Raw genomic sequence first — 24,324 nt, 5'->3', positions numbered from 1 at the left:
CGAGCACCCCCCATGCCCCACGTACCCTTCTGCATACTCAGCAGCTCCCACGCGCCCAAGGTCAGCCACGGCCACGACCTTGACCGTTTCGTCCAGATCGGCTCGCTCACCAAGCCACTGACCGGAACCCTGCTCGTCCAACTTGCCTCCACCGGAATCCTCCGACTGGACGACCCACTCGAGCAGTTCCTCCCCGCCCCGGCCGGGACCGGCATCACCCTGCGGCACCTCGCGGAGCACACTGCGGCCCTCCCTCGGGTCCCGCCTCGGCTGCGCAGATTCGACCCCTACGCCGACTTCGACGCCGGAGCCCTGGACTCAGTGGTACGGAGCCTCGACTCCTTCACCAATGGCAGCCCGGGCAGGGAAGAGGAGTACTCCAACCTGGGCTACGCCTCCTGGGCGCCGCCCTCGCCTCGGCAGCGCGAGCGCCGTACGAGGAACTGCTGCGCGAGCACGTGCTCGCGCCCCTGGACCTCACCGCGATCACATCGAAACCACCGCCGGACAGCCGGCTGTCCGGGCGTGGATTCCTGGGACGAACCCTGCCCCCCTGGACCATGAACGGCGCGATCCTGCCCTCCGGAGGACTGTGGGCCACCCCACGCGACACCGCCCACCTCGTCACCAGACTGCTCGTCGAACGCCGCCTGGGCGACCCTGCACCCTCCTGGCAGACGACCGGCCGACTGCGCTGGCACGACGGCGCCACCCGGGGCGCTTCTGTTTTCGCGGGCGCCATGACGGACGGCACCTGGGTCATGGCCCACCGGCTCTCCGGAAAGCCGCTCCCGACGGAGGAGATGGCTGCCCGGGTTCTGAAGGACGCGGTGACCGAACCATCCGACGAAGTCTGAGCAAGCGTAGGCGGTCACGGCTGTCCCCAGAAGCCGCCGCTTTCTTCGCAGAGGCCCAACCTCGTTGGTCGTCCTCACGAAACCTGTACCTGATCCCACTCAGAAGTCCGTGAGCGTTTTCAGCGGAGCAGGTTGCGCAGCGGGAATGGTCCCACAAATCGCGGACTGTGGCGGTGGCACCGGCATCGGCAAGGTCTGCGGCGGGAGTACGTCCAGTCGTTACGGCCATGACGGGTACGCCTGCTGCGCGGCCTGCGGCTACGTCGGCCGGAGTGTCTCCGATGAGCAGGATGTCGGCCTGGGCGAAGGCGGTGTCCGCGGCGTTGCGGGTGCCTGCGATTGCGGTGTGGACCAGTTCTGCCCGGTCGTCGTGGTCCTCGCCGTACCCGCCGTAGGCGAACTGAATGTGGGTGTCGAGCCCGAACATCTGGAGCTTGATCTCCGCGACGGCCCGGATGTTGCCGGTGACCACGCTCTGCACGACGCCGTCCATGTCGGCCAGGGCCGCGAGGGCGGATGCGGCGCCGGGCATGGCGCGGCATCCAAACCAGACGCGTTGACCCGTCTGGGCAGTTCGCGACTGAACGCCGGAAGCCTTGCGACCTGGCCAGCCCCGGGCGGCACTCGATCGCACGGAACCCGTACGTATGATCGATCACCTGTATCCGTTCGTTACCCAGAGGGGCAGCGTGGCCGACGGGGCAGGTTTACGACCAGCAACACGGGGGGTGCTGACAATGTCGTTCGAAGAAGAGTGGGCCGCGGACAAGGCAGCCGTGACCATGAGATTGAACCAAGCCGGCAGTAGGAGCGGTTCGGCGCCGACGCCGGGCTCGGCCGACTACGTGGTCGAAGACGACGACCTCGGCGGGATCGGCCATGCCGCTTACGGGCTCTTCAACGGCCTGGAGCCCGCAGGCAAGCACGCAAGCGCGGCGAGCGAGAGTGCCGGGAGCAGCCTGAAGGGTGACGGCTTCGACACCGGTGCCGCGCTCTCGGAAGTGAACAAAACTTGGGAGACGCAGGTGAAGACCCTCCTCCAGGCATGCGCACACATCTCCAACCACCTCGACTACACGAAGAAGTCCAGCAAGGCCAATGACGAGTGGGTCGGAGCGCAGCTGCGCATCATCGGACCCGTTGCGCCGGGCAGCGAGGGTGCCGTTTCCGCGTCCAAGATCAGCGAGTTCTTCCGGTAAGGAGCCCCAGCCATGCCCACGTTCGAGCAGCTCCTGAATGCCAAGCTGGGTCCGATGGACACCGTGGTCACTCAGTGGACCGAGATGATCGCCAGGCTGACGCAGCTCAAGACCGATGCGTCGGCCATGAAGAGCAAGGCCGACAAGTCCACCTGGCGGGGTGAGAACGCCTCCGTGACGAAGGAGTTCGTCGCGAAGACGGCCAAGGAGTTCGGTGATGCCGTCACCGAGGCGGAATCCGTGCGTGACCTTCTCCAGGACGCCTACACTCTGTTCAAGACCGCCCATGACGACCTCAAGGCCACGTACGAAAACCCTCCGCCGGGCATCACCATCTACCCGAACGGCGTGCTCAGCCACCGTGTCCACCCCGACCGCCGGTCGAAGGACAGCACCGAACCGATTGCCACCGAAGCACAGTTCGAGGCGCTGCGCGGCAAGATCGAAGGCATCCTGCAGCGGGCCAACGAGGCCGACGAGCTGTGTGCCTGGGGTCTGCGCGCGCTGATCAAGAACCACCCCAACGACTTCGGCAGCACCGACCTCGGCGGCGTCGCCGACGCGAAGAAGATGCGCGAGGAGGAGAAGCAGCAGGCCGAGAACGGCCGCGAGGCCGCCAAGCTGTACGCCCGCTGGGAGCACCTCGACGACAAGGAGCGCGAGCGGCTGCTCAAGCTGGCCGAGGGCGGCAAGGACTCGCCGGCCTTCGCCGAGCAGCTGATGACCAACCTCAGCTACAACGGCCGCGACCAGCAGGAGGCCGTGCTGCTGCTCGCCGGAAATCTGGAGCACGGCGGCCGCGAGGGCCAGCTCTCCGCCGCCGACGCCCGCCTCTACAAGGCCCTGTCCGGCTCCCTTGCCACCGCCACCGGACCCGACTCCTCGATAGGTTCCCCCGGCGGTGTCACCTCGGCCTGGACCGACAAGCTCATCACCACGGCCCGCGACGGCAACGGCCTGCCCACGCGCCACCCCGGCGCCATTGGGGGCGGCGCCGCGACCCTGAAGGACCTCACGGACCTGATGGCCGCCGACGCCGGCGACAAGGCGTACGACCCGAACGACAAGAACGCGTCCCCGTACGACAAGGACAAGGGCGACCCGGTCTACGGCGAGGCGTTTCTGCACGAGGTCGGCGACACCATCCGCGAGTGGGAGACGGACAGCGACGACGCCTACGACGGCGTCATGAAGAACTGGCAGGGCACGCAGGAGGACCCGGTGAAGGGTCTGATGAACGCCATGAGCCGCAACCCCTCCGCCTCCACGCACTACTTCGACCCGAACACCACGGACAACCTCAAGTACTTCCTGGAGGACCGCAAGTGGCCGGGCGGCGAGGTCGAGTTCAGGATGCCCGAGGAGACGCAGCGCACCTCGGCCCGCACCGAGTTCGGCGCCGCCCTGGAGGCCGCGGCCACCGGCCGTGAGCCGGGCAGTCCGCTGCACGGCGTCCCCGCCCAGCACGACGGCGCGCAGGCCGCGATCTTCGAGCGGATCGCCAAGGAGTACACCGGCGAGCAGACCTACGGGACCCAGAGCTCCGTGCCCCTGGCCATGCGCACGAGCATGGGCAACATGATCGGGGACTACGCCTCGGACGTGCACCAGATCCTCGGCAAGAACATGGACGGGCCGACCGACTTCAACAACCTCACGATCGAGCGGGGCGACCTCACCCGTCTCATGCGCGGCGTCGCCGAGGACCCCAAGGCGTTCGGTGTCATGCACCACTCTCAGAGCGTGGTGATTGCCGAGGGACTGAACGGCTTTCCGCCGGACTCGTACCGCAAGGAGGATCCCGAGATGCGCGCCTGGGTCAAGCAGTCGGCGTCGGTTCTCGGCCACCTCGACGGCGTGCGCGGCGACGTCATCTATGACCTCGGCCAGGCGGAGAAGGACACCAACGCCTGGAACCAGAGGATGAACTACCACGCCATCGGCGCACCCCTGACGGCCATCCCCGTCGTCGGCGACGCGCTCCAGCGCACGGTCGACGCCGGCACGGCCGGGTACATGAACGAGCTCAACGCCAAGGTCGACGAGGAAACTCGTAAGAACATGGTCAACCACTTCGAGAACGGCGAGGACCAGATGAACGCCATGATGCGGAAGATGGCGACCGAGAAGGGCATCACGACGGAGGAACTGGACGCGAGCCCGGGCGAGTACGAGGACGGTCTCCAGACGACTGCCGAGAACTGGTACCAGCAGGGTATCGAGGACGCCCAGAAGAAGATGGGACAGCCGTAGACATGGACAGGAAGTGGCTGCCGCTGACCATCGTGCTCGGCGCCGTCGGGGTGGGCGTCGTGACGGCGAGCTTCTGGCCTGACGACGAGAAGCCGCCGCTACCGCAGACGCTGTGTCATGGGGCGCTCAGCCGGCAGACGGCGGAACTGATCGACGACGGCAAGGGGGGCGAGGTCACCACGGAGGAGTGGGAGAGAAAGAGCAAGAGCACCGATTACGCGGTGTTCAAGGGGTGCCAGGTGCTGCGTGCCAACGCGGACAGCGACTCCCCCCGAGGGGTCTACACCCTGATCATCGAAGACAACCGGAACGACCCTCACTACAAGCCCAAGAACTCTGTCCCCCTCGGCCCCGGCTTCACCGGTTGGGCGCTTCCCGATAAGGCCGAGGCCAACCTGCCCGCCGGCTGTGCCGCCCGCATGGGCTCGACGGCGCCGAACATCACGGTGACGCTCATGGCGCCCTCGAAAAAGGGGGAAGAGGAGGAGAAGGACCTCGTCGACCGGGACGCCCCCGCGATCCGCAACAATGCGGCCGTGGTGCAGGAGGCCGCCACCAAGCTCGCCAAGAAGTACGGCTGCGCCGCCTGACCGTCGCCTGACATTGATCTTGGTCGACACGGCTCCAGCAGGACCTCCAGGCTCTGAGCGTCACCCGGGCAGCCTCGCGGTGCGCTCGGGGTGGGCGGTGCCGACGTAGTGCATGGCGGTCTTCTCTGTGATCCCAAAGAGCCGCATCAGCCTGAGCGGGTCGGCGGTTTCGGCTGCCTCGTTGAGGATGCGGTCCTGGCGCAGGCCAGCCAAGGTCAGTCCCTGGGGTACGTCGCTGCGGAGCAGCGTCTTGCCGACGGCAGGGTGGTCGGGGTCGAGCGCTGATCTCTGGCTGACGATCAGGCGCGGGTTGGTCGAAGCGGGCCAGCGGCGGTGCCGGTTGTCCAGCCAGTCGGCGGCGGTCCGGTGGGTGAGTTCCTCCAGGTAGAGGGTGTGCCGTCGGAGGCCGCGGCGGATGACGAGGGTGCCGCGTGCGAGGTCCAGGTCGCAGGTGAGGATCGTGCGGAGTTCGTGGACGGGCACGGCGTGGACGGCGGCCAGGACGAGGATCAGACGCCCGAGAGGGGTCTTCGTCTGCCGCAACGCGTTGGCCAGCAGGTCGCTGGGGACCGGCTTGGGGATCCCTGTCGGGCTGCCGACGCGAAGGTGCTGTGCGGGGTCGCGGAAGACCACTCGTCCCCGTTTCAGTGTCCTGAACAGGCTGCGCAGGGCGAGGGCGAGCTGCCTGCGGGCACGTCCGGAATGGCCGTCCACGGCCGCGTCGACGTGGTGCCGGGTGATCTCTCGAAGCGAGAGCAAAGCGGCCTCTGCCCAAGCGGTGAGCACGGGCTGGAGGGAGGCCAGGTACGGGCGGATCGCGTCGTAGCCGCGGACCTCGCCCTCGTGGCGCCCCCGGCTTCGTAACACCTTCACCCACTGTCCTACCTCGTCGGCGAGGTTCTCCGGTAGCGCGGCGAGGGTGATGTCGATCCACGTCAGATCGACGTCGCGGTGGAGGTCGGGGTCCTGGAGGAGGATGCCCCGGTCTCGCAGGAACTGGCAGACGGTCTTGGCCTTGAGGTCTGGGCCGGTCCGGGCCAGGCCGTGGATGTCCCGCTCGGAGATGGCCGCTTGGGCGCCGCACCAGTAGAGGAGGATGCTCAGGGTGCGGATGTTGCTGTTGTGGCTGGGTGACTGCCGCTCGTGCAGAACCCGGCTGAAGTCCTCGACCAGCCGTGCGGCCGTCCCGCTCAGCACCAGCTCGGCCGTGTTCCGGCCTTGGAGACGCGGCAGCAGCCGCGTCCAGTCGCGCCGGATGGCAAAGAGCTGCTCCTGCCTGGCAGCGGTGTGCGCCGGTGCGGGTGGCAAGTCCGCGTGGGACGGCTCGTCGACCGGGATCGGCGGGGGCGGTCCGGATCCGCCGATAGGCACGTCGATCAGCAGCTGTGTGTACCGGGTGGTGGTGGGCTGGGCGTCGTCGAGGAGACGGTACGGGCGGCAGCCGCGGCAGCGGCCCTTCCGCAGCGGGAGTTCCTGCCGGTGGCAGCGTGCGCAGGTGCCCCGCACCAGCTTCTCGCGCCCGTGCCGACAGGGAGCGCAGCGGGAACCGTACGGACCAGAGGGCATCCACGCCTGGCAGTCCGCACACGACCGCGGCGACCGACACCAGGGCACCCGGCCGGCCACGGTCCGGGGTGGGCGCCGGACTACTGGGAACAGTCGCAGAGGTTCCGGCTCGGAGGCCAGCAGCCCCGCCCGCTGAAGAACGAGGCGGATGGTGGTCCGGCCGGCGGGCAAGTCCCGCAGGAGCACCTCGGGCAGCAGCCAGGTACCTTCGGCCGCGCGGACCGCCAGCGCGAGTCGCAGCAGCGCTGCCTTGCGGTAGCGGTTCCCGCGGCTCAGCCCCTGTTCGGCCGCGATCTCCTCCAGCACCGCCTGGGTCTCCTCCCACCCGGACACCGGTCGGCCCGCGACCGCCCGGACCGTGTCCGCGGACAGAGTCCTGGGGATCGTGAACAGCGGGATCTGCCCCCACACGCCCGGCTGCAGCACCGCAGACCGCTGCTCGGCGCCCGCGCGCTGCTGCCTGAGTCTGAGGTTCCACACCTCGCTGGTCCGCGGGCCGGAGCCGCCGGCCCGGCTCAGCTGGCGGGCTGAGTCCGCCCGGTCGTGATAGACGCCGACCGTCAGCTGGAGGTCACGTGGCGGTGCCCCCTCGATCCCCAGGGCCCACTCGGCGTCGTCCAGCAGCCGGATCGCCTGCAGGCACGAGCGGCACAGACCGTCGGAGTTCAGCAGCCGCTCGTGCCGGCACCGCGGACACGTACCCCGCTCGCGGTAGTGCTGTCGCCAGCGCCTGCACCCGGCGCAGGCCGTCCTTTGGTTGAGGACGACCCAGCCCAGACAGTCCGCACAGCTCCGGGCCGTTGCCCGGTCCGCAGCCACCGGCGCTCAGCTCGGCGGGAGCGAGCGCGGCCCGCTCCCCCGGCGGCTTCCCGGCACTGGCCGCACCGGCCCCGACGGCAACTCCGCGCCGTCGGCCGTCCGCTCCCCTTCCTCCGGCACCGGCTGGGTCCCGGCGAGGGGCTCAGCCTGCAGCAGATCTGCGACGGTGCAGCCCAGCGCGGCGCACATCATGTCCAGGTCCTCCAGCCGCACCGTGACCGGAGTCCCGCCCCACAGCGCGGCGACCTTGCTCAGCGACGGGTTGAACCCGACCTGCCGGAACGCGGCCAGCACCTCGGTCGGCCGCCACAGATCCCGCTGCGCGGCCACCATCCGCAGATTCCACTTCACCGCAGGTTCCCCTTGTCCATCACCAGTCGTTGGGCCGCCCGGGAGCTGGCCTCCAGGTTCGCGTGCTCAGGATCGGCCTGCGCGGTCGCCATGTACCGAAGAGTCGTGGTTGCCCAGGCGTGTCCGAGGACCTTCTGTACCTCCCACAACGTCATCCCGCGCTCGTAGTTGTGGGTCGCGCAGGCGTGCCGGAGAAGGTGCGGGAACAGGTCGCTGACCGGCCCGCTCAGGTAGCTCGCCGCTGCACTGTGCAGGGCGCGGCGGAACGTCGAGGGCATGATCGCCGGTGCGATCGGCAGGTTCAGCGCTGCAACCGCCGTGGGCTTGCGCTCCGACGGCCACAGCGGCGCCCGGGGATGCGCGGCATCGTCGCCGAACTCGCCCCGGATCTGCTCGATGTACCACCACAGCAGAGCCCGGCCCTCCTGGAACAGGTACGCCTCGCGCGGCCGCGGCCCCGAACCGCTCGCTCCCTTGCCCAGGACGACGAACCAACCCCACTGGCCGTGCTCCCAATGCACGTCCCCCATGCAGACCCCGCACAACTCCGCCGCGCGGACGCCCGACAGGTAGGCGATCTTCGTCATCACGTAGTCGCGGCAGGCGACCGGGTACTTCCGCGCCCGGGGCAGGTCCTCGCGCCAGCGACCGAAGAAGTCCTTCATCGCCGCCTGCGACGGCGGGATCCTCAGCCCGAAGTCGCCTCGGTGCCGGGGCCGGTTGAACGGATCGATCGGCGACTCGACCACAGCCCCGAAGCGGCTCATGATCTCGCCCGCGTACCGCTGCTCCAGGAACGCAAAGTACCGGTCGATCTTGCCGATCTTGTACCGCATCGTCGACTGGGCACGTTTCCCCGGCCCGGCGAAGTACCGGTCGACCTCACGAGAAGTGAGCTGCCACGGCACCGTGCCGTAGAACTCACAGACCTCGATCACCGGCTTGATCAGCCCCTCCAGCGTCTCCTGCGCCAGGCCCGCCGCGTCCCGGGCCCACTGATACTCCGACAGCGTGTCCAGGAAGAAGCTCTCCTCGTCGTGCGCCGAGATCCTCGCCTGCCGGCGCCGCTGAAGCGTAACGACGTCCGCGAGCCCCGCCTCGACCGACACCGCGGCCGTGTCCACCGGCGCCCCCGGCTCCGGCATGGTGCGTACGAGCGACAGCGTGCGACTTTCGAAATCCGACACAACGACGCAGATTACGGCGATCACTCGCAGAATCTGCGAGTTACTGCAGAGATCTCACACCATCGAGTGAACGGACCCAGCACACCGATCTACCAGCTGAAATGCGACGTTGACGCGTCAGTCGGCCGCAAACGAACCCGTACGTACTCCACCAATCAAGCGCGTCCAAACGCGCATCCGGCATATACGAACTCACCTGGCCCATGGGCACGGGCCCCGCAGGGCGCGCTACCTGGGAGTACGGGGCTCAACGCCGAACGGGCGAGTGCCACATCATCTGGCGTCGCATCGGCACCCACAACATCCTCACCGGCCCCTGAGCTCGCTGGAGACTTCCTGATCGATATGCGGGCGCCGTCGGTTCTCGGGCTCTGGCTCACATTCCGTGATGCGGCTACGGGGGGTAGGACACTGCCGAGGAGTGCGCCGGGGTCTTCCATGTGGGTTCCGAAGTCCGCGGAGCAGCGGTCAGGTGCGGAGCAGGAGCACGACGCCTGCGGCCAGGAAAACGAGCCCGAAGGCGACGAGAAACCCGCCCCAGACTCGCACGAGCCGCCTCTGGCGCCCGGCGTAGTGGAAGAAGTCCATCCCTGGATGCTCGAATCCCAGTCGGTTGAAGGTCCGTAGGAGGCTGGTGTCGGCGTGGGCAGGGTTGAGATACGTGTCCACGGCCCGCTTGGCGATACTGCGGTGGTCCGTCGCCAGCGCAAGCCCGATGAGCACCATCCCGAGGCCCAGCAGCAAGGGGACAAGGTACATACGTTCCTCCGGTGCAGGCACTGTTCGACAGGTGCACGGTACACAGGGATGACGACAGACCGTCATGCCGGAGAACGGCAACCTGAGGCCCAGTGCACTGCCGGTCAGATGCCGGCCGTCGCTCACAGCACGCGTCACGAAATGTGCGCCAGAACCGGTTCTCGTGAGCATCGGCCTTGCTCAGGAGCAACTGATTTCTCCGTACTCAAACGTGCCCCCGTTCTTCGGACTCAACTGCTGTTCACAACTGTTCATTCGGGATGAGAGCGCTGGAAGGCTCGCCCCATGAGCATCGTTGAGAATGTCGTGTCCGGTCTCCTCGTGGCGCTGGTTCTGTGGGGCGCCAGGTGGCTCCGGATCCGGTGGTTCCGGCACCGTCCCGCCCACGGGCCGGACCACGAGACCACCGACATCTGAGCCCTGCCGAGCGTAGGCAGGTCTACCGGGGACTTCACCGCACCGTCCGCACACAGCACCGCGTCCACCAGCTCGAACAACTCATCGCGGCGGGTGCCCAGACACTCGTGGAAATCGCCCCGGAAGCGTAACGCTTCCGCGAACGCTTCCCTCCGGACAGCATCAGGCAGCAGACTCACCTCACGGCCTTCGTCTTGGTCACGTGCACCTTGGTCGGAGCACATGATCAGACGAAGGCCGGCCCTGCGTCCGGCGAATCCTCAGGTGAGCGACCCAGTTCGAGACGTCATTCGAAGTGACTCGAAACAACGAACCCCGAGCAAATTCCCCCCAGGATGACTGCTTGCGCCCTACCAACCCACGTCCTTGGCCACCTCGGCCTGGGCTGCGGCGATGTCTTCGGCAGTGGACTCGATGATGTCCACCTCCTCCAAGCGTGCCTGCAGGTCCGCGAGGGCCTGCTTCTGAGCCGGGTGAGTGATGGGCACAGCGTTCAGGTCGGTGCTCATCAGCCAGTCGAACAACACAATGGCGTCAGAACGCCACAGGCGGAGATCGACGGTTGGCGTAGACCCCCAGGGGAACCCAGTTTCCATGTGGATATCTTGCCAGGTCAGCGCGCTGTGCATCATCACTGCGTCGATGGTAATGATCCAGGTGCAGCATCACAGGGCGAAGCCGGAAGATAAAGAACAAGCTGAGTGCGTGCTTCTAGTCTGTTCAGGCTGCGGCATCACGGGGTGCCCCGGAAGGTGTGTGCTGCCCCGTGTCTTCTACCATCGGCTACCACCGACCCGTCGAGTAGCACCAAGGACTTTGTGAATCTCTCCGGTCTTCGCGCCAAGGCCCCCTCGCTCGCGGCCGGCATGGCCGCCGCCGATCACAGCCCGGACAGCCAGCTGTCCCAGACTCGCCACCGCGCCGCGCTCGTGGCGGGCTGGCAGATCGGGCCAGGTACAACTGTCCTCGAACTGGGCTGCGGCCAGGGCGACATGACCGCCGTCCTGGCAGAGGCGGTCGGGCCCAAAGGGCGCGTGGTGGCCGTCGACGTGGCCGAGCCCTCCTACGGGGCGCCGGTGACGCTCGGGGAATCGGCAGCCCGGCTCGCGGCGGGCCCCCTCGGGCCGCGCATCGACTTCCGCTTCGGCACCGACGTCCTCGCCCCATCGGTGGACTTCCCCGAAAGTGCCTTCGACCACGTGGTGCTCGCACATTGTTCCTGGTATTTCGCATCGCTTGGACAACTGCGGGACACACTGGCCCGGGTACGGCCGTGGGCGCGGCGGCTGTGGTTCACCGAGTGGGATTTGACGCCGGCGTCCGGCGACCAGTTGGCGCACCTTCTCGCCGTGCTGATCCAGGGGCAGATCGAGGCCGCAGGGTTGCATGGTCAGGGCAACGTCCGCACGCCTTTCTCCCGTGAAGGGCTGCTGCGGCTCCTGCCTGAGGCCGGCTGGACGGCCGACGGCAGCGGGCCGGTCGATACCGCAGAGCTTCAGGACGGTGACTGGGAAATCGCTGCCTGCCTCGACCTGGCCGGAACAGAGGAGCCTCTGGCGACACTGCCCGAGGCGGTACGACAGATCGTCCTGAGCCAGGTCGACGTTCTCCGGGCCATCGCCAAGCCGCACGACAACCACGCGCTCGCCGCGTACTCGGTCACCGCGCGCTGACATACGACCCATCGGCAAAATACCTCAGAACGCACTAACCGGGAACGGCTGTCGTCCGGGCGGCCGTCAGGCGATGTCCTCGTAATCGGGCAGGACATCCGTCGACGCCGGGACCCGCACCCAGATCTCCGCATCGGCCGGCACCACATCAACGCCCCGCGTCGTCGGCGGCCGCCGCGGCGACATCACAGAACGCACCAACCGGGCCCCGTGGAGCGTTGTCACCGAAGGTTGAGCGCCATCGCCTCGCGCTGTGAATGGTCGCGGCATCATTCAGAGATGGCCCACAACATAGTGTTCTTCCTCGCTCCCGACGACGAGACCGCCGCCGCGACGCACCTGCGGGGACCTGGTGAGGCCGTTGATGGTGTGACCTGCCGTTCTGTCGAGCCGGACAGTGCCATCGCCGAGTGGGACATGTACTTCGCGGAGCCTGCGGCCGAGGCTCCGCCGCTAGAACAGTTCTACGCGTGGCGGCCGTGGCCGGAGTGGGTCACCGCGCCTTTGAACGATGGAGCTGAGGTGTTCGCCCTGCCGCAACGGCTGACCTGGGCGTTGGCCAACGCGAGCTCCGCCGAACTGGCAGAGCTCGCAGGTCGCTGGAGCACGCGGCTCTGGTCCGAGGACGGAGATGACATGACCGACGATGATCTATTGGCGGTCCTGCAAGGTGTTGCCCGACTCGCGGCATCTGCAGTGAACACAGCTGGCGGACTCTACAGCTGGAGCTTCTGACCATCCTCTGGCGAGGGACGTTGGCAGCCCAAGTTCGCTCAATGTCCGACGACACGGGACAACCAGGCATGGCTGCCATCCGTGCAGCGGTCAGGCGATGTCCTCGTAATCGGGCAGGACGCGCGTCGAGGCCGGGACCCACACCCAGACCTCCGCATCGGCCGGCACCACGTCGACGCCCTCGTCGGGCGGCCGCTGCGGCGACGTCACATGCCGCGTCCGGAGTCAGCCGCCAGCCCCGGGTCCTGCGCCCGGCCCGCGCGGCAGCACCGGCACCGCTTTCGCCAGCGCCACCTTGATCGGGAACTCCACACCCCGATCCCGCGACCCGGGAAGTACAGCGGCGCGGCGGGCGGTCCGGGCGGCCTACTCCGCTCTCGACCGACCCTCAGTTCAGAGACGAGCACGCTCGCGTCCGACCGTGGTCTACGCGGACAGCCCGCCGTGCTGGCGTTCGCATCTGTCGTACTGCAAGTGCAGCCGGCGGAGGTCCTGCAGCGCAGCAACGGGGAATGGGTGCTGGAACCACTTCACCCTGTAGCCGTCCTCTCCGTGGAGCCGGACCACCGATTGAGCAGCCTCCATGACGACGTGCCCGAGGAGGCTAAGGGGCTGTAGTGGAGGTCCACGAGAGTGTGCCTGCCTGGTCCGGCGCGTCGAAGCTCGTGGACATGCCGGGAAACCGGTAGATCGCGACTTGAACGTCTGAGCCTCGGCGGCGGAGAACCCACCTCACTTCGGCTGGCTCAAGATCGAAGGAGAAACGCTGGACGGAGGTGCCACCGTAGAGCCCGACGACACCGTGGAGCACGTCCGCAAGGGCGTCCGTGCAGTAGCTCACGATGTCTTTCTGCTCCGATACACCGTCCGCAATGCGGCAGGTCGCCCAACCGCTACCACCGAGTTCCCAGCTGAACTCAAGCTGACTCATCCCGCCCCCCTGCCAGTGATCTTCTACGCAACGACGGTACAGCGGCGTTGAGGGCAGCCCTCACCCTCCCTTCGTGCTAGTGCCAGGTCTGGGCGGGTGTGGCGTCGCAGGGCTGCTGGTCGGCCACGGCCCCGGTGCCGGGCACCGTGATGCTCAGGCACTGCTTGGAGTTCGCGTTGACCAGGCTCCAGCCCCCGCCGGGCTGGGCCTGCCAGCGCCAGTTCTGGGTCGACGACTTGTTGCACGCCCACTGGTTTGCGGTCGCCCCGGTCGCTGGTCAGGAATGGTTTCGGTGGGACGAGGGAGAGATCCTGCGTCCTGTTTCCGTCTGATCGTCGCGGGGTGGATCGCCTGGGTTGGGGGGGGTGGTCAGTTCTTGAGGAGGGCGAGGAGGGTGGTGGCGTTGGGGGTACCCAGGCCGGTGCAGGCGTCCCATCCGCTGGTGCTGGAGTAGCCGTTGTTGTTGCCGCTGGTGATGTCGCGGAAGCCGGGTGCGGTGGTGGTGGCGGTGGCTCCGGTGTACAGCTGGGTTTGGATCAGGCCGAAGTGTTTGCCTGAGGCTTGGACCAGGCGGCAGATCAGGGCGGCCCACAGTGGGGCGACGGCGCTGGTGCCGCCGTACACGGCGGCGGCTCCGTTGAGGCGGATCTGGTAGCCGGTCATCGGGTCGGCGTTGCCTGCGACGTCGGGGACGCCGCGGCCGGGGCCGGTCGGCCCGGCGGGCATGGTGACCGCGTTCTGGAAGTCCGGGACGTACCAGAGGTTGCTGACGCCGCCGCCGGTGGCTCCGCTGCTGTTGTTCCACACCGTCTCTGAGGTGATGGTGTTGTTGGAGGTGTTGCCGGTCAGGGAGGTGCCGCCGCAGGCCAGCGCGTATCCGGAGGCGGGGTAATCGCAGTGCCGCTGCCCGTCGGGGGCGCCGTCGACGGCGCCGTTGTCGCCGGAGGCGGCGCACACGGTGATGCCCAGGGCGCACGCGTCCTGGATCTGGTCCTCCATGGCGTCGACGGTCGCATCCGCCCACGCCTCTTCGTACTGGCCCCAGCTGATGCTGATCGCGGTCGGGGCGGGGCTGGCGTGCACAGCGCTGGTGAGGGCGTCCAGGAAACCCTGGGCGCTGTTGGGGGCGAAGTACACCAACTGCTGGGCTTTGGGGGCCAGCGCCCCGGCGACCTGCAGGTCGAGCATCACCTCGGCGTCGTAGTTGGTGTTCTTGCCGGGGTTGTTGACGGCGCCGTCCACGCTGACCGCGATCGGGACCGGCCCGGTGATGCCCAGGCCCTTGTAGTAGGCGGTGAGGTCTGCGGTGGAGAACCCGCCGCCCAGCTCGATGAAGGCGATGATCTGCCCGGTCCCGTCGGTGGCGGCCGGGAACTTGTACAGGTTGCCGACCTGGATCGCGGTGAAGGAGGTGGCGGCGACGACAGAGGCCCGTTGCAGGTTCGGGCGGGCCTGGGGGCGGTTGTCCAGCCCGACCACCGCGGTCACCAGGCCGTCCAGTTCGGCGGGCACCCGCAGGCCACCGGTCCGGTAGCGGTGCACGATCCGCTCGCCGGTGGAGGGATCGAGGCTGGAGGTGTAGGCCAGGGTGGCGCCGAACGCCTGCGCCATCGAGGCTGCGGTCCCGGCGACGTGCAGCTGCCGGGCCCCGGTGTTGGTGGCGGTGACCTGCAGGCCGTATCGGGCCAGGATCCGGCCTACCAGGGTCACTTCGGCGGGACTGGCGCCGTGCCGCTGGGCGAGCTGGTCGTGGGTCAGCGTCGCCGGGCCGGTCACGTACTCGCGGGAGACCGGCGCGAGCCGGCGCAGCATCACCGTCACCTCGATGTGCTCGGAGTCAGACACCGGCCGGACGTTCTCCACATCAGGCAGCGGCGGCCGCTCACTGCCTTCGAGCGCGACGAACCCCTCGCCCACCGAGTCACTACCGGCCCGGACGGTACCTGCGGACTTACGATCCATGACTGATCCCCCTTCTCCTGCCACCCCGCAGGGGCGGCGACACCGACCTGCTCGGGCCAAGACCACCTCGGAACCGAATCGCCGCGGCCGCGCGAGGCCGGCCGCACGCAGCAGCCGCACCATCAGCACGTCACCGTCAGAGCGGGGGCTGGGTCCAGACGTCCCCGGAAACAACGATCACGACTGGAGATCGCTTGCACACACTGGGTCGTAGTGAACAGCTTGTCGTCAAGTAGTTACTTACCGCTATCCCCTGAACCGGTGACAGCCATCAACGCGCCGCGCATCCCGCCAGAAGCCCACCACTGCTGGGCCCTATGCCCGGGGGCGGGCGTCCCGCGCGGTGCTGGTGTTCCACTAGCAAGCTGATGATCAGTGGGGTGATGGCCTTGCAGGTCGCGGTGACGCTGTCGTTGGCGGGGTCGGGGTCGGTGGGGGTGCGGGCAGGGGCAGCCGAGTTGGACCCAGCCAGAGCAAGGGCATAGAACGGCGACAACAGGGCCTCCCGGTGCGCTCAACGGTCTTCGACAACTACGAGCTGCAGCAGGGGACCTGTCTTCATGCACGCCCCGACCCAACACCACTCGACCGGGGCCCACTAATCGAACTGATGCCCACCAAGATCGATAGAGCAACAGCTCCCAACGCCTCATGACAGCAAAATCTCTCACCTCATGACAGTGAAACCAGACGATCGATACCGCTCTGACCAGCAACAAGAACCCACGACAACAATCCCCGCCACTGACCCTCACCACCACTGACACCAACCCGAGAGATCGCAGTGCACGTCAACACGCTGCTGCTGCAGGAGGTCCTGGCCGATCCGAAGTGGGCGGACAAGCTGACCGATGCGGACCGGAGGGCGCTGTCCCCGCTGTTCTGGACGCATGTGAACCCGTATGGCCGCTTCGAGCTGGACATGACAGCCGCCTCAATCTGGACCTGACCCTCCGGGCGGCGGTGCTCGGCCCCCGTGTCCCGCAGGATGAGGCAGCTGCAATTCCCGCGTGAAGACGACGTTGCCCGGGACGCCGAAGCATCCCGGGCTCTCTGGTGGCGCGGTCGGTGCCGAACGATGCGGGCGGACGAACCTGCTCGGCCGGCCGCGCACCAGGGTGGGCGCTTTCTCGACAGTTGGACGTGATTGCCGCGAGGCATTATCCCAGGCCGCCGTCCAATCCTGCGCCTTTTCGATCTCTCGGCGGGAATCGCGTGTCGGGGCGTCGTACCGTCCAGGCGGGAGCTCCCGCAGGCAGGTCCCGTCCGTAAGGGCATCCCGTCGATTGTATGCCGGGGCCCGTGTCGCCGGGCGGCTCGATCGGACGTGCCGGGCGTGCGCTCTTCAGCTGTTCCAGTCCAGCGCATGGAAAGTGGAAGGTGAGTATGGCCAACGGATTTCCCGAGGGAGAGTTCTACCTCCTGAACAGGGACGCGATGCTGTGTCTGGCCGCCAATCCCGGCGGGACCAGTTCCACCCAATCACTGGGCCCAGGAGGAGGAACCATCGAGTACAGCACCACCGAACCACCGGTCGTACGGCTGGAGACCCCCAAGCCTCCGTCGGGCAACGCCTTCCAGGGCTGGTACTTCGACACCAGCCACCTGGAATATCATCCCCCCAACAACTACCTCGTCAGCCGCATGAAGGCGGCCAGCATGGGTCACTTCGCCCTGCAGGTCGAGACGGAATGGGAAACCGAACACGACTCCCTGCACATGTGGGGCGTGGGACGCAGCGAGGTGTCGACCTGGCAGGCCGACGACGGATACCTCTTCCATACGGAGAAGCCCGACTCGGTACTCACGATCATGGACCGCGACAGAGAGCCCCGAGTCGGCATGCTGCCCCGAGGCCGGGCCCACCAACGCTGGCACTTCATCCCGTTCCCCTAGACGCACGTGAGCCGGTGCGACCGTTCCAGTCAACGCTGACGACGCGGCCCTGGTGCCGTTGACTGACGGCCTCGGTTCACTCGGCGTCGGTCTCGTCCTCGTCCAGCCCGCGCCGGAGCTGAACGAGGACGACGACGGGGGGGCGGACAGGATTGCGAATCGCGCCGAAGGCTCCCCGGCCGCTCAAGGACTTCACCAGTGAGAGAGACGGCGATCATGCTGCGGGGACACAGATTCCGGAGGGCGGCCTGCCGCAGACCGCCGTCGGGGAAGGATCAGCGCACGGGGACGATGGTGAAGCCGGTCTCCGGGGTCCCGGCCGCACCCGCCGCGGTGCAGCATCGCGGGCATCCCACCGCGCTGCGGCTGGATCTTCCACGACTGCTCCGCCCGCGCCCGCTGCCGCGCCCGCTCCTCCTGCTGTTCCTTGACCTCCAGCTCCCGGATCCGGGAGCGGACCTGCCGCAGCTGCCACTCCAGCCACTCGGCCAGGACCCGGTTCTTGTCGAGGTCAGATATGCCGTCGGACACAGCTACACCTCGGCAGGTGCTTCGTGGACGTGCTTCAGCGCCGTCCTGGCCTTCACCACGTCCGGCCCGATCAGCGACCGCCAGTACCGGTGCGTCGACACGGTGGTGGAGAGCTCCAGCAGCCTCGCACGGTAGTCGGCGATCCGCTGCGCCTGCTCGTCCGAGAAGCCGGGGCTCTCCGTCTTGGCGGAGACGTAGGTGCTGTGGAGCTGCTTGTCCGTCTCCCAGCCCGGCATCGGCTCCGCTGGCTTCGTACACGGCAAGCAGCAGCGTTTCGACAGCAGTTTGGACGGCACTACGACCGGCGGTGCTTCCCGGATGCTCACGGCTTCGGGAGGCAACGCAGCCGGTCGGGAACCCCGGGCCGCGACACGAGCGTCCGCAGCCTGCGGTGTGCTGAGGACAAAAGCGCTGGCTACGGGCGCAGGTGGTCTGGCGGCCGTGCCGTTGCCGACTGCCGCGCCGCCGGGCCTGGGTGCCTCCCGAAGTCGGGTTCTGGCTCAGGATCTGTGACGGGGCCACCGTGAGTCATCATCGGGTACCCCCATCGCTCGGAGAACCAGCAACGGCCTGCTGGCGCCGTTCACCCGCGTCCACTGCGCTCTGCCAAGACGTGCAGCCAGCAGGAAACTTGGTGGTAGCCATCCGGGCCGTACGAGATGCTGCCAGAGTGATTGAACGAGATGCCGCGGTTCAGATCGTTGAGGAAGAGCTGGAACGCGACTACCAGCGCGAGCTATCGCTTGGGCTTGTCCCGATACGTATGACTGTGTCAAATGTAGAGCGGCATGAGCTGGTATGGATAATCTCCTGGACATCTGAGAAGTACCTGCGCACCCGAAACCCAGACTTCGCGCTGGCCGGGAATGGGCCGTACCTTGTTGACCGCGTCGACGGAAGCCTGCATCAGATCGGTGTCGTCTCCGCGGTAGCGGACGCGTGGGAGGCGGACTACCGAGTCCGCATTCGAAAGCAGGTCACGCGGACCGCAGTGAACGATCTGCACGATGAGGTCCGGGCGGTGGCAGGCGCTCGTGGGAGGGTTCATGCCATGCACACCCTGCGCCAAAGAGTGCCAGTGCTCTCCCACGCTCAAATCATCGAGTACGTGACCGCCTTGCAACAGGGCGACGCTCCGGTGCACCTTGTAGAGGTCTCCTCCAGGGAACTGGTGCCGCCCACCGACCCGATCTAGTCCGTGGTGACCATCCGCAGAGCCGGGAACCGTTGAGGTGCCTGAGGCAGCGGCTGTCCTCACGAAGCGAGGAGAACTCGCTTGCGCAGCAGCGAGAAGCCAGCGCGGCCGAACACCTGGCGCTTGAGCATTTTGATCCGGTTGACATGGCCTTCGACGGCGCCTGAGCTCCAAGGCAGGGTCAGTCCGGCGATGACGGCGTCGCGGTCGCGGTCGATGCCGGCGGCGAGGGTGTGGAGGCTGGGCAGGTCGTCCTGCCGGACAGCGTCGAGCCAGTCGGGCAGGCGCTCACCCTGGCGCTCGGTGAGCATGGTCGCGAAGGAGCGGACGTGCCCGGTCAGGGCGTCGATTGCGGGGCAGTGCGTCCGGACGGTCTTGAGCTGGAGTTGTTCGGTTTCGGTGAGGGTGTCCGGACGGCGGAGGATCCATCCGGCGACGGTTCGGGGCGAGGGCGGCCGGGGGGTCACCGGCTGCGGCGAGGTGCGTTTGTCGTGCAGGTAGGCGCGAACGCGCTGGTAGCTGCCCTTGTAGCCGAGTGGCACGATCTCCTCCCACAGCTTCCAGGCGTTGGTGCAGCCCTCGTTCCAGCGGTCGTCCAGATAGAGCTTGTAGTCGTCGAGGACTGAGGGCCGGTTCTGCCACTGACCGGTGAACAGTTCCTCCGATGTCGCGGCGTCGGCGAACTGTTTGACGGTGCGGTAGGTCATCCCGAGCTGCCGCTGGACCGAGCGTCGGCTGTGCCCTGCGGCCAGCAGTGCGTGGACGGCGGCATGTCGGGCCCGGGTCCGATCGGCGAATCGGTGCCCGCGCGGCCAAGGAGAACCGGGCGAGTCCGCTGCCGGGACGGCCTCGGGTTCGGGACTGGGAGCGGGTGCGGGAACCGTGGGGACCAGAGCGCGGAGGCAGCGACGGTGCTGGGCGACGCTCCGCTCGGTGGCCTCGCTGAGGTTGTGCCAGAGATGCCACCGGTCCGGGACCTGGACGGCCTGCGGCGCACCGGCGGTGGCGCCCTCGGCGAAGAACGGCGCCCGGTCCCGACAGACGACCTCGACGCCGGGCCGATCGGCGAGCCAGGCCGCCAGGCTGGATGCCTCCCGGTCGGGCAGCAGGTCGACAGGGCGGCGGGTTTCGACGTCGACGAGAACGGTGCCGTAGTGGCGGCCCTTGCGGGTGGCGTACTCGTCGACGCCGACCACACGCGGGGCGGGCACTTCCGGCTCGGGCAGGGCATCGACCAGGCGCAGGACGGTGCTCCGGCTGACGCAGACCCCGAGCGCAGAACTCAGGCGGGCGCCGGCACGGCCCGCCAGGGCGAGACCGACCGCGGCCAGCATCGCGCGCAGTCGCTCGGTCCGCCGACCGTGCCGACGGGTCAGGCCAGGTACCTGCTCGACGAAGGTGCGGCGGGTGCACCCCGAGTTCCCGCAGGCGAACCGGCGGGCCCTCAGCTGAAGAACAACGCTTCGGCCGGCGCTGGGCACATCAGCGGGAAACCGCAGGTAGGAACCATGAACCCGGTTCGATCAGACCCCGCACGCCGGGCAAACGGCAGCGTTCGCAGTGCATTCCGCGTCGACCCGCACTATCGCGATGCTCACGTCCACCGACAGCACTGCGACGTCCGCGATCGACGGGAACAACAGCTCCTTCAACCGGAGCACGATCTCTTCCACGGACCCGAACTGTCAGCCCAGCTACCTTGACCACGGCTGATTTTCGGGCGACTTCACGCACTGCCCGGAGAAGCTCAGCCGTCACACAGCGTGGCCCCGTCACAGAACCTGAGCCAGAACCCTGCGACGTGAACAGAACCAGTTCCTGGTCGCCATGCTAACGAAGGCGATGTACGCGGTGAGCTCGACCATCGCCGCCGCACCGAGCCGGTCGAGCAGGCTCACGTGCAGCTCGCCGGTGACGGTCGGCGGCGTGTTCGTCATGGCCTCGGCGTACTTGAGGACGTCCCGCTCCAGCGGCGTGAACAACTCCGAATCCCGCCAGCGGGGCACCTGGGACGCGACGGCCATGTGCGCGAACGACTTGAGGCTCGCGTCGGCCGCGTCCCACTCGCCCAGCTTGGCCGAGACCTCAAAGTTGGACGTGGCGACCTTGGGGTTGTGCCACACCACCTCGACGGGCTCGGCCACGGCGCCGAGCTGCTTGATCATGTTTTCGCTCATCTCGGTGCTGAACTCGGCCTTCGGAACGCGGAGCGCCATGGTGTTCTCCTCAGTGGATTTACCTGTCTGGCTGTTCGGCATGGAGACACCGCCGGGCCCGCAAATGTGACAACCACCGCCACGCGTAGATCGTCAGCACTCCAGTGCCTGGTCATCCCGCACGACTAGGTTCACTGTCGTAGAAGCCGAAACGACCGGGTTCGCTGTCAAACGCCTTGGATGGCAGAGGACATCTGCCGAGACCGCGCCTTGCCAGGACCACTCAGCTCTCATTATCTTGAAGTCAAGATTCTTTAGCAGGGGAGCAGATGTGGCTCAGGGAACGCTCGGATACGCCTTGGACGGCCTGCATCACGTGCAGCTTGCGATCCCTCCGGGCGCTGAGGAAATCTGCCGCAAGTTCTGGGGAGACGTTCTCGGTATGACAGAGCTCGAGAAGCCGCCGGTGCTGGCGGCTCGCGGTGGGTGCTGGTTCCGAGGCGGTGGCCTGGAGGTCCACTTGGGGGTTGAAGAGGACTTCCGCCCGAACAGGAAGGCACATCCGGGCATCCTTGTGACCTCGCTCCAGGCGCTCGCCAAGCGGTTGGAAGACAAAGGAGTGAGCGTCACCTGGGATGACAGCTTTCCTGGCCACGATCGCTTCTATGCGTTCGACAAACTGGGCAATCGGCTCGAGTTCCTTGAACCTGTCCGCGATTGCTGACGTCTCATGATCAGGACGTCTTCTTCGTCCAGTGGCTGGTGCGGGGACTTTTGCGGGTGAGGCGTCGGGTCATCATGGTGATGAGTGCCCAGTTGAGGTGTGCTTCGGAGTGCTGGGGCAGGGCCTGACGGCGCACCCTACGGCCTGACCGGCCGATCCGATGCCACCACCGGGCTGCAGCAAGCACACGTGACCACCTGTCACCGGGCCCTGGTGGCTGCGATCATGAGGGCTCATCAGCCTCCTGACCAGCGGCTGGAGGATTATCCTGAGTAAACATGACATACGAGACCGGTCTCTCCTGGCTTTCGGAGCAGTGTGGGGAAATGGCCGACCTGCTTCCCGCGGAACTTGACTGCCTCGTCGAGCGGGGGCCGGTATCCGCCATGGTCCTGATCGCCGAGCGGTCGGTGTCGGAACTGGATGGTCCGGCGGCACTGCAATTGGGACGCGACGTGCGGCGTCTGCTGGATTCCGTGCTGCCCGAGGAGACGATGCGGACGGCCTGGGTCGGCTCCACAGACCACGTGTTCGACCCGTGCAAGGAGAACGTCGCTCCTCGGGCCTGGCTGAAGAGGATCGAAGCTGCCTGGCTCTCCGCCGAGTTCCGGCGTGCTCCCGGGTTCGTTCCGCCTGCTGCCGATCCGGTGACGGACGACGCACTGCGCGCCGCCGTGCTCCGGGCGATGGGCTGGGTCGCCGCTGATCTGACCCTGGCGGACGAGGTGGGGCAGCAGTTCAACTCCTTGCCGCAGACAGGACTGGTGCCTGCGCTGGAACAGGTGGTCGTCCACGTCTGCGCCGACCTCGGCTACCGGCTGTTCCTTCGAGCCATGAAGGCGTACTACGTGGCGGTCGACGCGAGCAGCCTCGACGCGTTCGTGACGCTCGGCAAACAATTCGGATACCCGGACCCGCTCGTAGAGGAAGGCCTCCCCGGACCGCCCTGACCGCACTGTTCACCGGCGGCACGCCCCTGGACCGCCTCGACCGCGCCGACCATGCCCAGCTGGCCTGGCCGCCGTCGCCGCCGCCCGGTCCCCGGCCTCCGCCGCGACCGTCGCGACGACCGCGCGCTTGGGGCCCCGGGTCGACGGCCGCGCCGAACTCGCCTACCTCGACGCCGCGACCCGCGTCCCCCTCGTCGCCGTCACCGGCGCCGCCCTCGGCGTCACCGCCGCCGCCGCCGGCATCCTGACCACCCTCGACCCGCTGCTCCTGCCCCTGCTGCTCCTGGCTGTCCTGCCCCGCGCCTGCCCCGCGCCTGGGCCGCCGCCCGCGCCGCCCAAACCGCCCACCGCGCCGACCGGCACGCCGTCGGCGACCGCCGCACCCGGCACATCCTCATGTACCTCGCGGCAGGCCGCTCCACCGCGCTCGACGTCCGCGCCGGGACCATGCGGCCCTGGCTCCTCGACCAGTACCGGGCCGTCAGCCGCCGCCTGGAGGACCACACCGCCCGCATCGGCGCCGACACCGCCCGCCGTCAGCTCGCCGGTGACACCCTCGCCGGAGCCGCCACCCTCCTCGTCTACGGCGCCCTGCTGTGGCTGACCGTCCGCGGCCGGATTCCCACCGCGGACGCCGCGACCGCCCTCATCGCCGTCCAGACCAGCCGTACGCTCCTGACCGGCCTGACCACCACGTACCGCATGGGTCTTTACCTCGACGACTGGTCCACCTTCCTCACCGACGCCAAGGCCCGCACGACCCTCCCGGCCGCCCCCGAGCCGGTGCCCGCGAACCCCGCAGTGATCCGCGCGGACCGCGTCACCTTCACCTACTCGGGGGCCACCGCGCCCGTCCTCGCCGACACCTCCCTCACCGTCCGCCGCGGAGAAATCCTCGCCACCGTCGGCCACAACGGCGCCGGCAAGTCCACCCTGGCCAAACTCCTCGCCGGTCTCTACACCCCCACCCACGGCACCATCACCTGGGACACCACCGACCTCACCACCGTCGACCCCGACGAACTGTGCTCCCGCCTCGCGATGCTGCCCCAGGACATCAACCGCTGGCAGGCCACCGTCCGCGAGAACATCACCCTCGGGCAGGGCAACCAGAGCGACGACGCAGTCCTGACCGCCGCCCGCGCCCACGCCCGCAAGAACGCCCCCCTGCTGATCTGCGACGAACCCACCAGCGCGCTGGACCCCCGAGCCGAACAGGCCGCCTACGACCGCATCCGCGAACTCGCCGCCGACGACCGCACCGTCATCCTCATCACCCACCGCCTCGGCTCCACCCAGCACGCCGACCGCATCATCGTCCTCGACCACGGCCGCGTCCCCGAAGAAGGCACCCACAACAGCCTCCTCGCCGCAGACGGGGAGTACGCCGCGATGTGGACCACCCAGGCCCGCGCCTACACCCCCGCCCCCGTCCCGTAGCCGACCGCCCCCGTTATGCTTTCGCGTTCCTGCAAGAGGACCGCTGGCCTCCGGGCCCGGCATAACTATGTTTCCCTGTCGAAGGCATGACCTGGGGGTGGTGTCACCGGGCCCGGGGCCCTATCTGTTTGGT

General features: G+C 67.9%; 24 protein-coding genes and 5 pseudogenes. 13 read left to right on the top strand and 16 right to left on the bottom strand.

Annotated features, from left to right (window positions below; genetic code table 11):
• Positions 1–12 precede the first annotated feature (12 nt).
• Positions 13–857: pseudogene (locus OG413_RS43130) on the top strand (serine hydrolase domain-containing protein).
• Here OG413_RS43130 and OG413_RS43125 read toward each other — a convergent pair.
• Positions 760–1,491 carry an HAD hydrolase-like protein gene (locus OG413_RS43125; protein WP_323138037.1) on the bottom strand — a complete coding sequence of 244 codons (732 nt, stop codon included), beginning with the start codon at positions 1,489–1,491 and terminating at the stop codon, positions 760–762. The pseudogene OG413_RS43130 and the gene OG413_RS43125 sit on opposite strands and share 98 nt — an antisense overlap.
• A 13-nt stretch (positions 1,492–1,504) precedes the next feature.
• Between OG413_RS43125 and OG413_RS43120 the strand changes: the two genes are divergently transcribed.
• The 3 genes from OG413_RS43120 to OG413_RS43110 are packed head-to-tail and all read left to right on the top strand — an operon-like array spanning position 1,505 to position 4,899.
• Positions 1,505–2,056, top strand: a complete 552-nt coding sequence (locus tag OG413_RS43120; RefSeq protein WP_266815392.1) for a hypothetical protein — start codon at positions 1,505–1,507, stop codon at positions 2,054–2,056.
• 12 nt (positions 2,057–2,068) lie between these two features.
• Complete coding sequence (locus tag OG413_RS43115) at positions 2,069–4,309, top strand: DUF6571 family protein (protein ID WP_266815390.1); 2,241 nt, start codon at positions 2,069–2,071, stop codon at positions 4,307–4,309.
• Positions 4,310–4,311: 2 nt separating this feature from the next.
• Positions 4,312–4,899 carry a hypothetical protein gene (locus tag OG413_RS43110; RefSeq protein WP_266815388.1) on the top strand — a complete coding sequence of 196 codons (588 nt, stop codon included), beginning with the start codon at positions 4,312–4,314 and terminating at the stop codon, positions 4,897–4,899.
• Positions 4,900–4,959: 60 nt separating this feature from the next.
• Here OG413_RS43110 and OG413_RS43105 read toward each other — a convergent pair whose 3' ends face one another.
• The 4 genes from OG413_RS43105 to OG413_RS43090 form a co-directional block, all read right to left on the bottom strand.
• Positions 4,960–7,284, bottom strand: coding sequence for a hypothetical protein (locus OG413_RS43105; protein WP_266815386.1), 2,325 nt, complete (start codon positions 7,282–7,284; stop codon positions 4,960–4,962).
• Positions 7,285–7,290: 6 nt separating this feature from the next.
• Positions 7,291–7,635 (bottom strand): helix-turn-helix transcriptional regulator, encoded by a 345-nt coding sequence (locus OG413_RS43100; protein WP_266815384.1) that lies wholly within the window; start codon positions 7,633–7,635, stop codon positions 7,291–7,293.
• The gene (locus OG413_RS43095) at positions 7,632–8,759 is read right to left on the bottom strand and encodes a site-specific integrase (RefSeq protein ID WP_266815528.1); all 1,128 of its coding nucleotides are present in this window, start codon (positions 8,757–8,759) and stop codon (positions 7,632–7,634) included. Before OG413_RS43095 ends, OG413_RS43100 begins: the two co-directional genes overlap by 4 nt.
• A 531-nt stretch (positions 8,760–9,290) precedes the next feature.
• The gene (locus OG413_RS43090; RefSeq protein ID WP_266815382.1) at positions 9,291–9,581 is read right to left on the bottom strand and encodes a hypothetical protein; all 291 of its coding nucleotides are present in this window, start codon (positions 9,579–9,581) and stop codon (positions 9,291–9,293) included.
• Positions 9,582–9,866: 285 nt separating this feature from the next.
• On the opposite strand from OG413_RS43090, the gene OG413_RS43085 reads away from it, so the two are divergent.
• The gene (locus OG413_RS43085) at positions 9,867–9,998 is read left to right on the top strand and encodes a hypothetical protein (RefSeq protein ID WP_266815539.1); all 132 of its coding nucleotides are present in this window, start codon (positions 9,867–9,869) and stop codon (positions 9,996–9,998) included.
• Positions 9,999–10,015: 17 nt separating this feature from the next.
• Here the strand turns inward: OG413_RS43085 and OG413_RS43080 are convergent.
• Together OG413_RS43080 and OG413_RS43075 are read right to left on the bottom strand one after the other, a co-directional pair.
• Positions 10,016–10,177: pseudogene (locus tag OG413_RS43080) on the bottom strand (transposase); the annotation flags it as partial.
• Between the two features lie 171 nt (positions 10,178–10,348).
• Positions 10,349–10,630, bottom strand: a complete 282-nt coding sequence (locus tag OG413_RS43075) for a hypothetical protein (protein WP_266815526.1) — start codon at positions 10,628–10,630, stop codon at positions 10,349–10,351.
• 186 nt (positions 10,631–10,816) lie between these two features.
• Here OG413_RS43075 and OG413_RS43070 point away from each other — a divergent pair, with 186 nt between their 5' ends.
• Together OG413_RS43070 and OG413_RS43065 are read left to right on the top strand one after the other, a co-directional pair.
• Complete coding sequence (locus OG413_RS43070; RefSeq protein WP_266815380.1) at positions 10,817–11,671, top strand: class I SAM-dependent methyltransferase; 855 nt, start codon at positions 10,817–10,819, stop codon at positions 11,669–11,671.
• Positions 11,672–11,950: 279 nt separating this feature from the next.
• Entirely contained in the window at positions 11,951–12,406 is a 456-nt protein-coding gene (locus OG413_RS43065; RefSeq protein ID WP_266815378.1) for a hypothetical protein, read from the top strand.
• A gap of 604 nt (positions 12,407–13,010) precedes the next feature.
• Here the strand turns inward: OG413_RS43065 and OG413_RS43060 are convergent.
• The 3 genes and pseudogenes from OG413_RS43060 to OG413_RS43055 all read right to left on the bottom strand — a co-directional run bounded on the left by OG413_RS43060 (position 13,011) and on the right by OG413_RS43055 (position 15,299).
• Positions 13,011–13,337, bottom strand: coding sequence for a hypothetical protein (locus OG413_RS43060; protein ID WP_266815376.1), 327 nt, complete (start codon positions 13,335–13,337; stop codon positions 13,011–13,013).
• A 76-nt stretch (positions 13,338–13,413) separates the two neighbouring features.
• A pseudogene (locus OG413_RS47190) lies at positions 13,414–13,599 on the bottom strand (RICIN domain-containing protein); the annotation flags it as partial.
• 107 nt (positions 13,600–13,706) lie between these two features.
• Positions 13,707–15,299, bottom strand: a complete 1,593-nt coding sequence (locus OG413_RS43055; RefSeq protein WP_266815374.1) for a protease pro-enzyme activation domain-containing protein — start codon at positions 15,297–15,299, stop codon at positions 13,707–13,709.
• 784 nt (positions 15,300–16,083) lie between these two features.
• Here OG413_RS43055 and OG413_RS43050 point away from each other — a divergent pair.
• Both OG413_RS43050 and OG413_RS43045 read left to right on the top strand, forming a co-directional pair.
• Positions 16,084–16,248 (top strand): Tn3 family transposase, encoded by a 165-nt coding sequence (locus OG413_RS43050; RefSeq protein WP_266815372.1) that lies wholly within the window; start codon positions 16,084–16,086, stop codon positions 16,246–16,248.
• Positions 16,249–16,685: 437 nt separating this feature from the next.
• Positions 16,686–17,195 carry a hypothetical protein gene (locus tag OG413_RS43045; RefSeq protein WP_266815370.1) on the top strand — a complete coding sequence of 170 codons (510 nt, stop codon included), beginning with the start codon at positions 16,686–16,688 and terminating at the stop codon, positions 17,193–17,195.
• 192 nt (positions 17,196–17,387) lie between these two features.
• Here OG413_RS43045 and OG413_RS43040 read toward each other — a convergent pair whose 3' ends face one another.
• Positions 17,388–17,726 (bottom strand): hypothetical protein, encoded by a 339-nt coding sequence (locus OG413_RS43040; protein WP_266815369.1) that lies wholly within the window; start codon positions 17,724–17,726, stop codon positions 17,388–17,390.
• Between the two features lie 2 nt (positions 17,727–17,728).
• A complete protein-coding gene (locus OG413_RS43035) occupies positions 17,729–17,962 on the bottom strand; it encodes a hypothetical protein (protein ID WP_266815367.1) in 234 nt (77 codons plus the stop codon).
• Between the two features lie 434 nt (positions 17,963–18,396).
• Between OG413_RS43035 and OG413_RS43030 the strand changes: the two genes are divergently transcribed.
• Entirely contained in the window at positions 18,397–18,921 is a 525-nt protein-coding gene (locus OG413_RS43030; protein ID WP_266815365.1) for a YrhB domain-containing protein, read from the top strand.
• 59 nt (positions 18,922–18,980) lie between these two features.
• Here the strand turns inward: OG413_RS43030 and OG413_RS43025 are convergent.
• The 3 genes and pseudogenes from OG413_RS43025 to OG413_RS43015 all read right to left on the bottom strand — a co-directional run.
• Positions 18,981–20,429: pseudogene (locus tag OG413_RS43025) on the bottom strand (ISL3 family transposase); the annotation flags it as partial.
• 15 nt (positions 20,430–20,444) lie between these two features.
• Positions 20,445–20,594, bottom strand: coding sequence for a hypothetical protein (locus OG413_RS43020; RefSeq protein ID WP_266815363.1), 150 nt, complete (start codon positions 20,592–20,594; stop codon positions 20,445–20,447).
• 99 nt (positions 20,595–20,693) lie between these two features.
• Entirely contained in the window at positions 20,694–21,137 is a 444-nt protein-coding gene (locus tag OG413_RS43015; RefSeq protein ID WP_266815361.1) for a carboxymuconolactone decarboxylase family protein, read from the bottom strand.
• Between the two features lie 271 nt (positions 21,138–21,408).
• Here OG413_RS43015 and OG413_RS43010 point away from each other — a divergent pair, with 271 nt between their 5' ends.
• Positions 21,409–21,801, top strand: coding sequence for a glyoxalase (locus OG413_RS43010; RefSeq protein WP_266815359.1), 393 nt, complete (start codon positions 21,409–21,411; stop codon positions 21,799–21,801).
• Positions 21,802–21,820: 19 nt separating this feature from the next.
• On the opposite strand, the pseudogene OG413_RS43005 reads toward OG413_RS43010, so the two are convergent.
• Positions 21,821–21,922, bottom strand: a pseudogene (locus tag OG413_RS43005) (IS5/IS1182 family transposase); the annotation flags it as partial.
• Between the two features lie 157 nt (positions 21,923–22,079).
• On the opposite strand from OG413_RS43005, the gene OG413_RS43000 reads away from it, so the two are divergent.
• Together OG413_RS43000 and OG413_RS42995 are read left to right on the top strand one after the other, a co-directional pair.
• Positions 22,080–22,751 (top strand): hypothetical protein, encoded by a 672-nt coding sequence (locus tag OG413_RS43000; RefSeq protein WP_266815357.1) that lies wholly within the window; start codon positions 22,080–22,082, stop codon positions 22,749–22,751.
• A 396-nt stretch (positions 22,752–23,147) separates the two neighbouring features.
• On the top strand, positions 23,148–24,191 hold the full coding sequence (locus OG413_RS42995) for an ABC transporter ATP-binding protein (RefSeq protein ID WP_266815355.1): 1,044 nt from the start codon (positions 23,148–23,150) through the stop codon (positions 24,189–24,191).
• Positions 24,192–24,324: the final 133 nt, after the last annotated feature.

Origin of the sequence: Streptomyces sp. NBC_01433, from assembly GCF_026340105.1 — a bacterium.
Lineage (GTDB): Bacteria > Actinomycetota > Actinomycetes > Streptomycetales > Streptomycetaceae > Streptomyces.
Note: the sequence above shows the minus strand (reverse complement) of the source record. Positions and strands in the feature narration are given on the sequence as shown.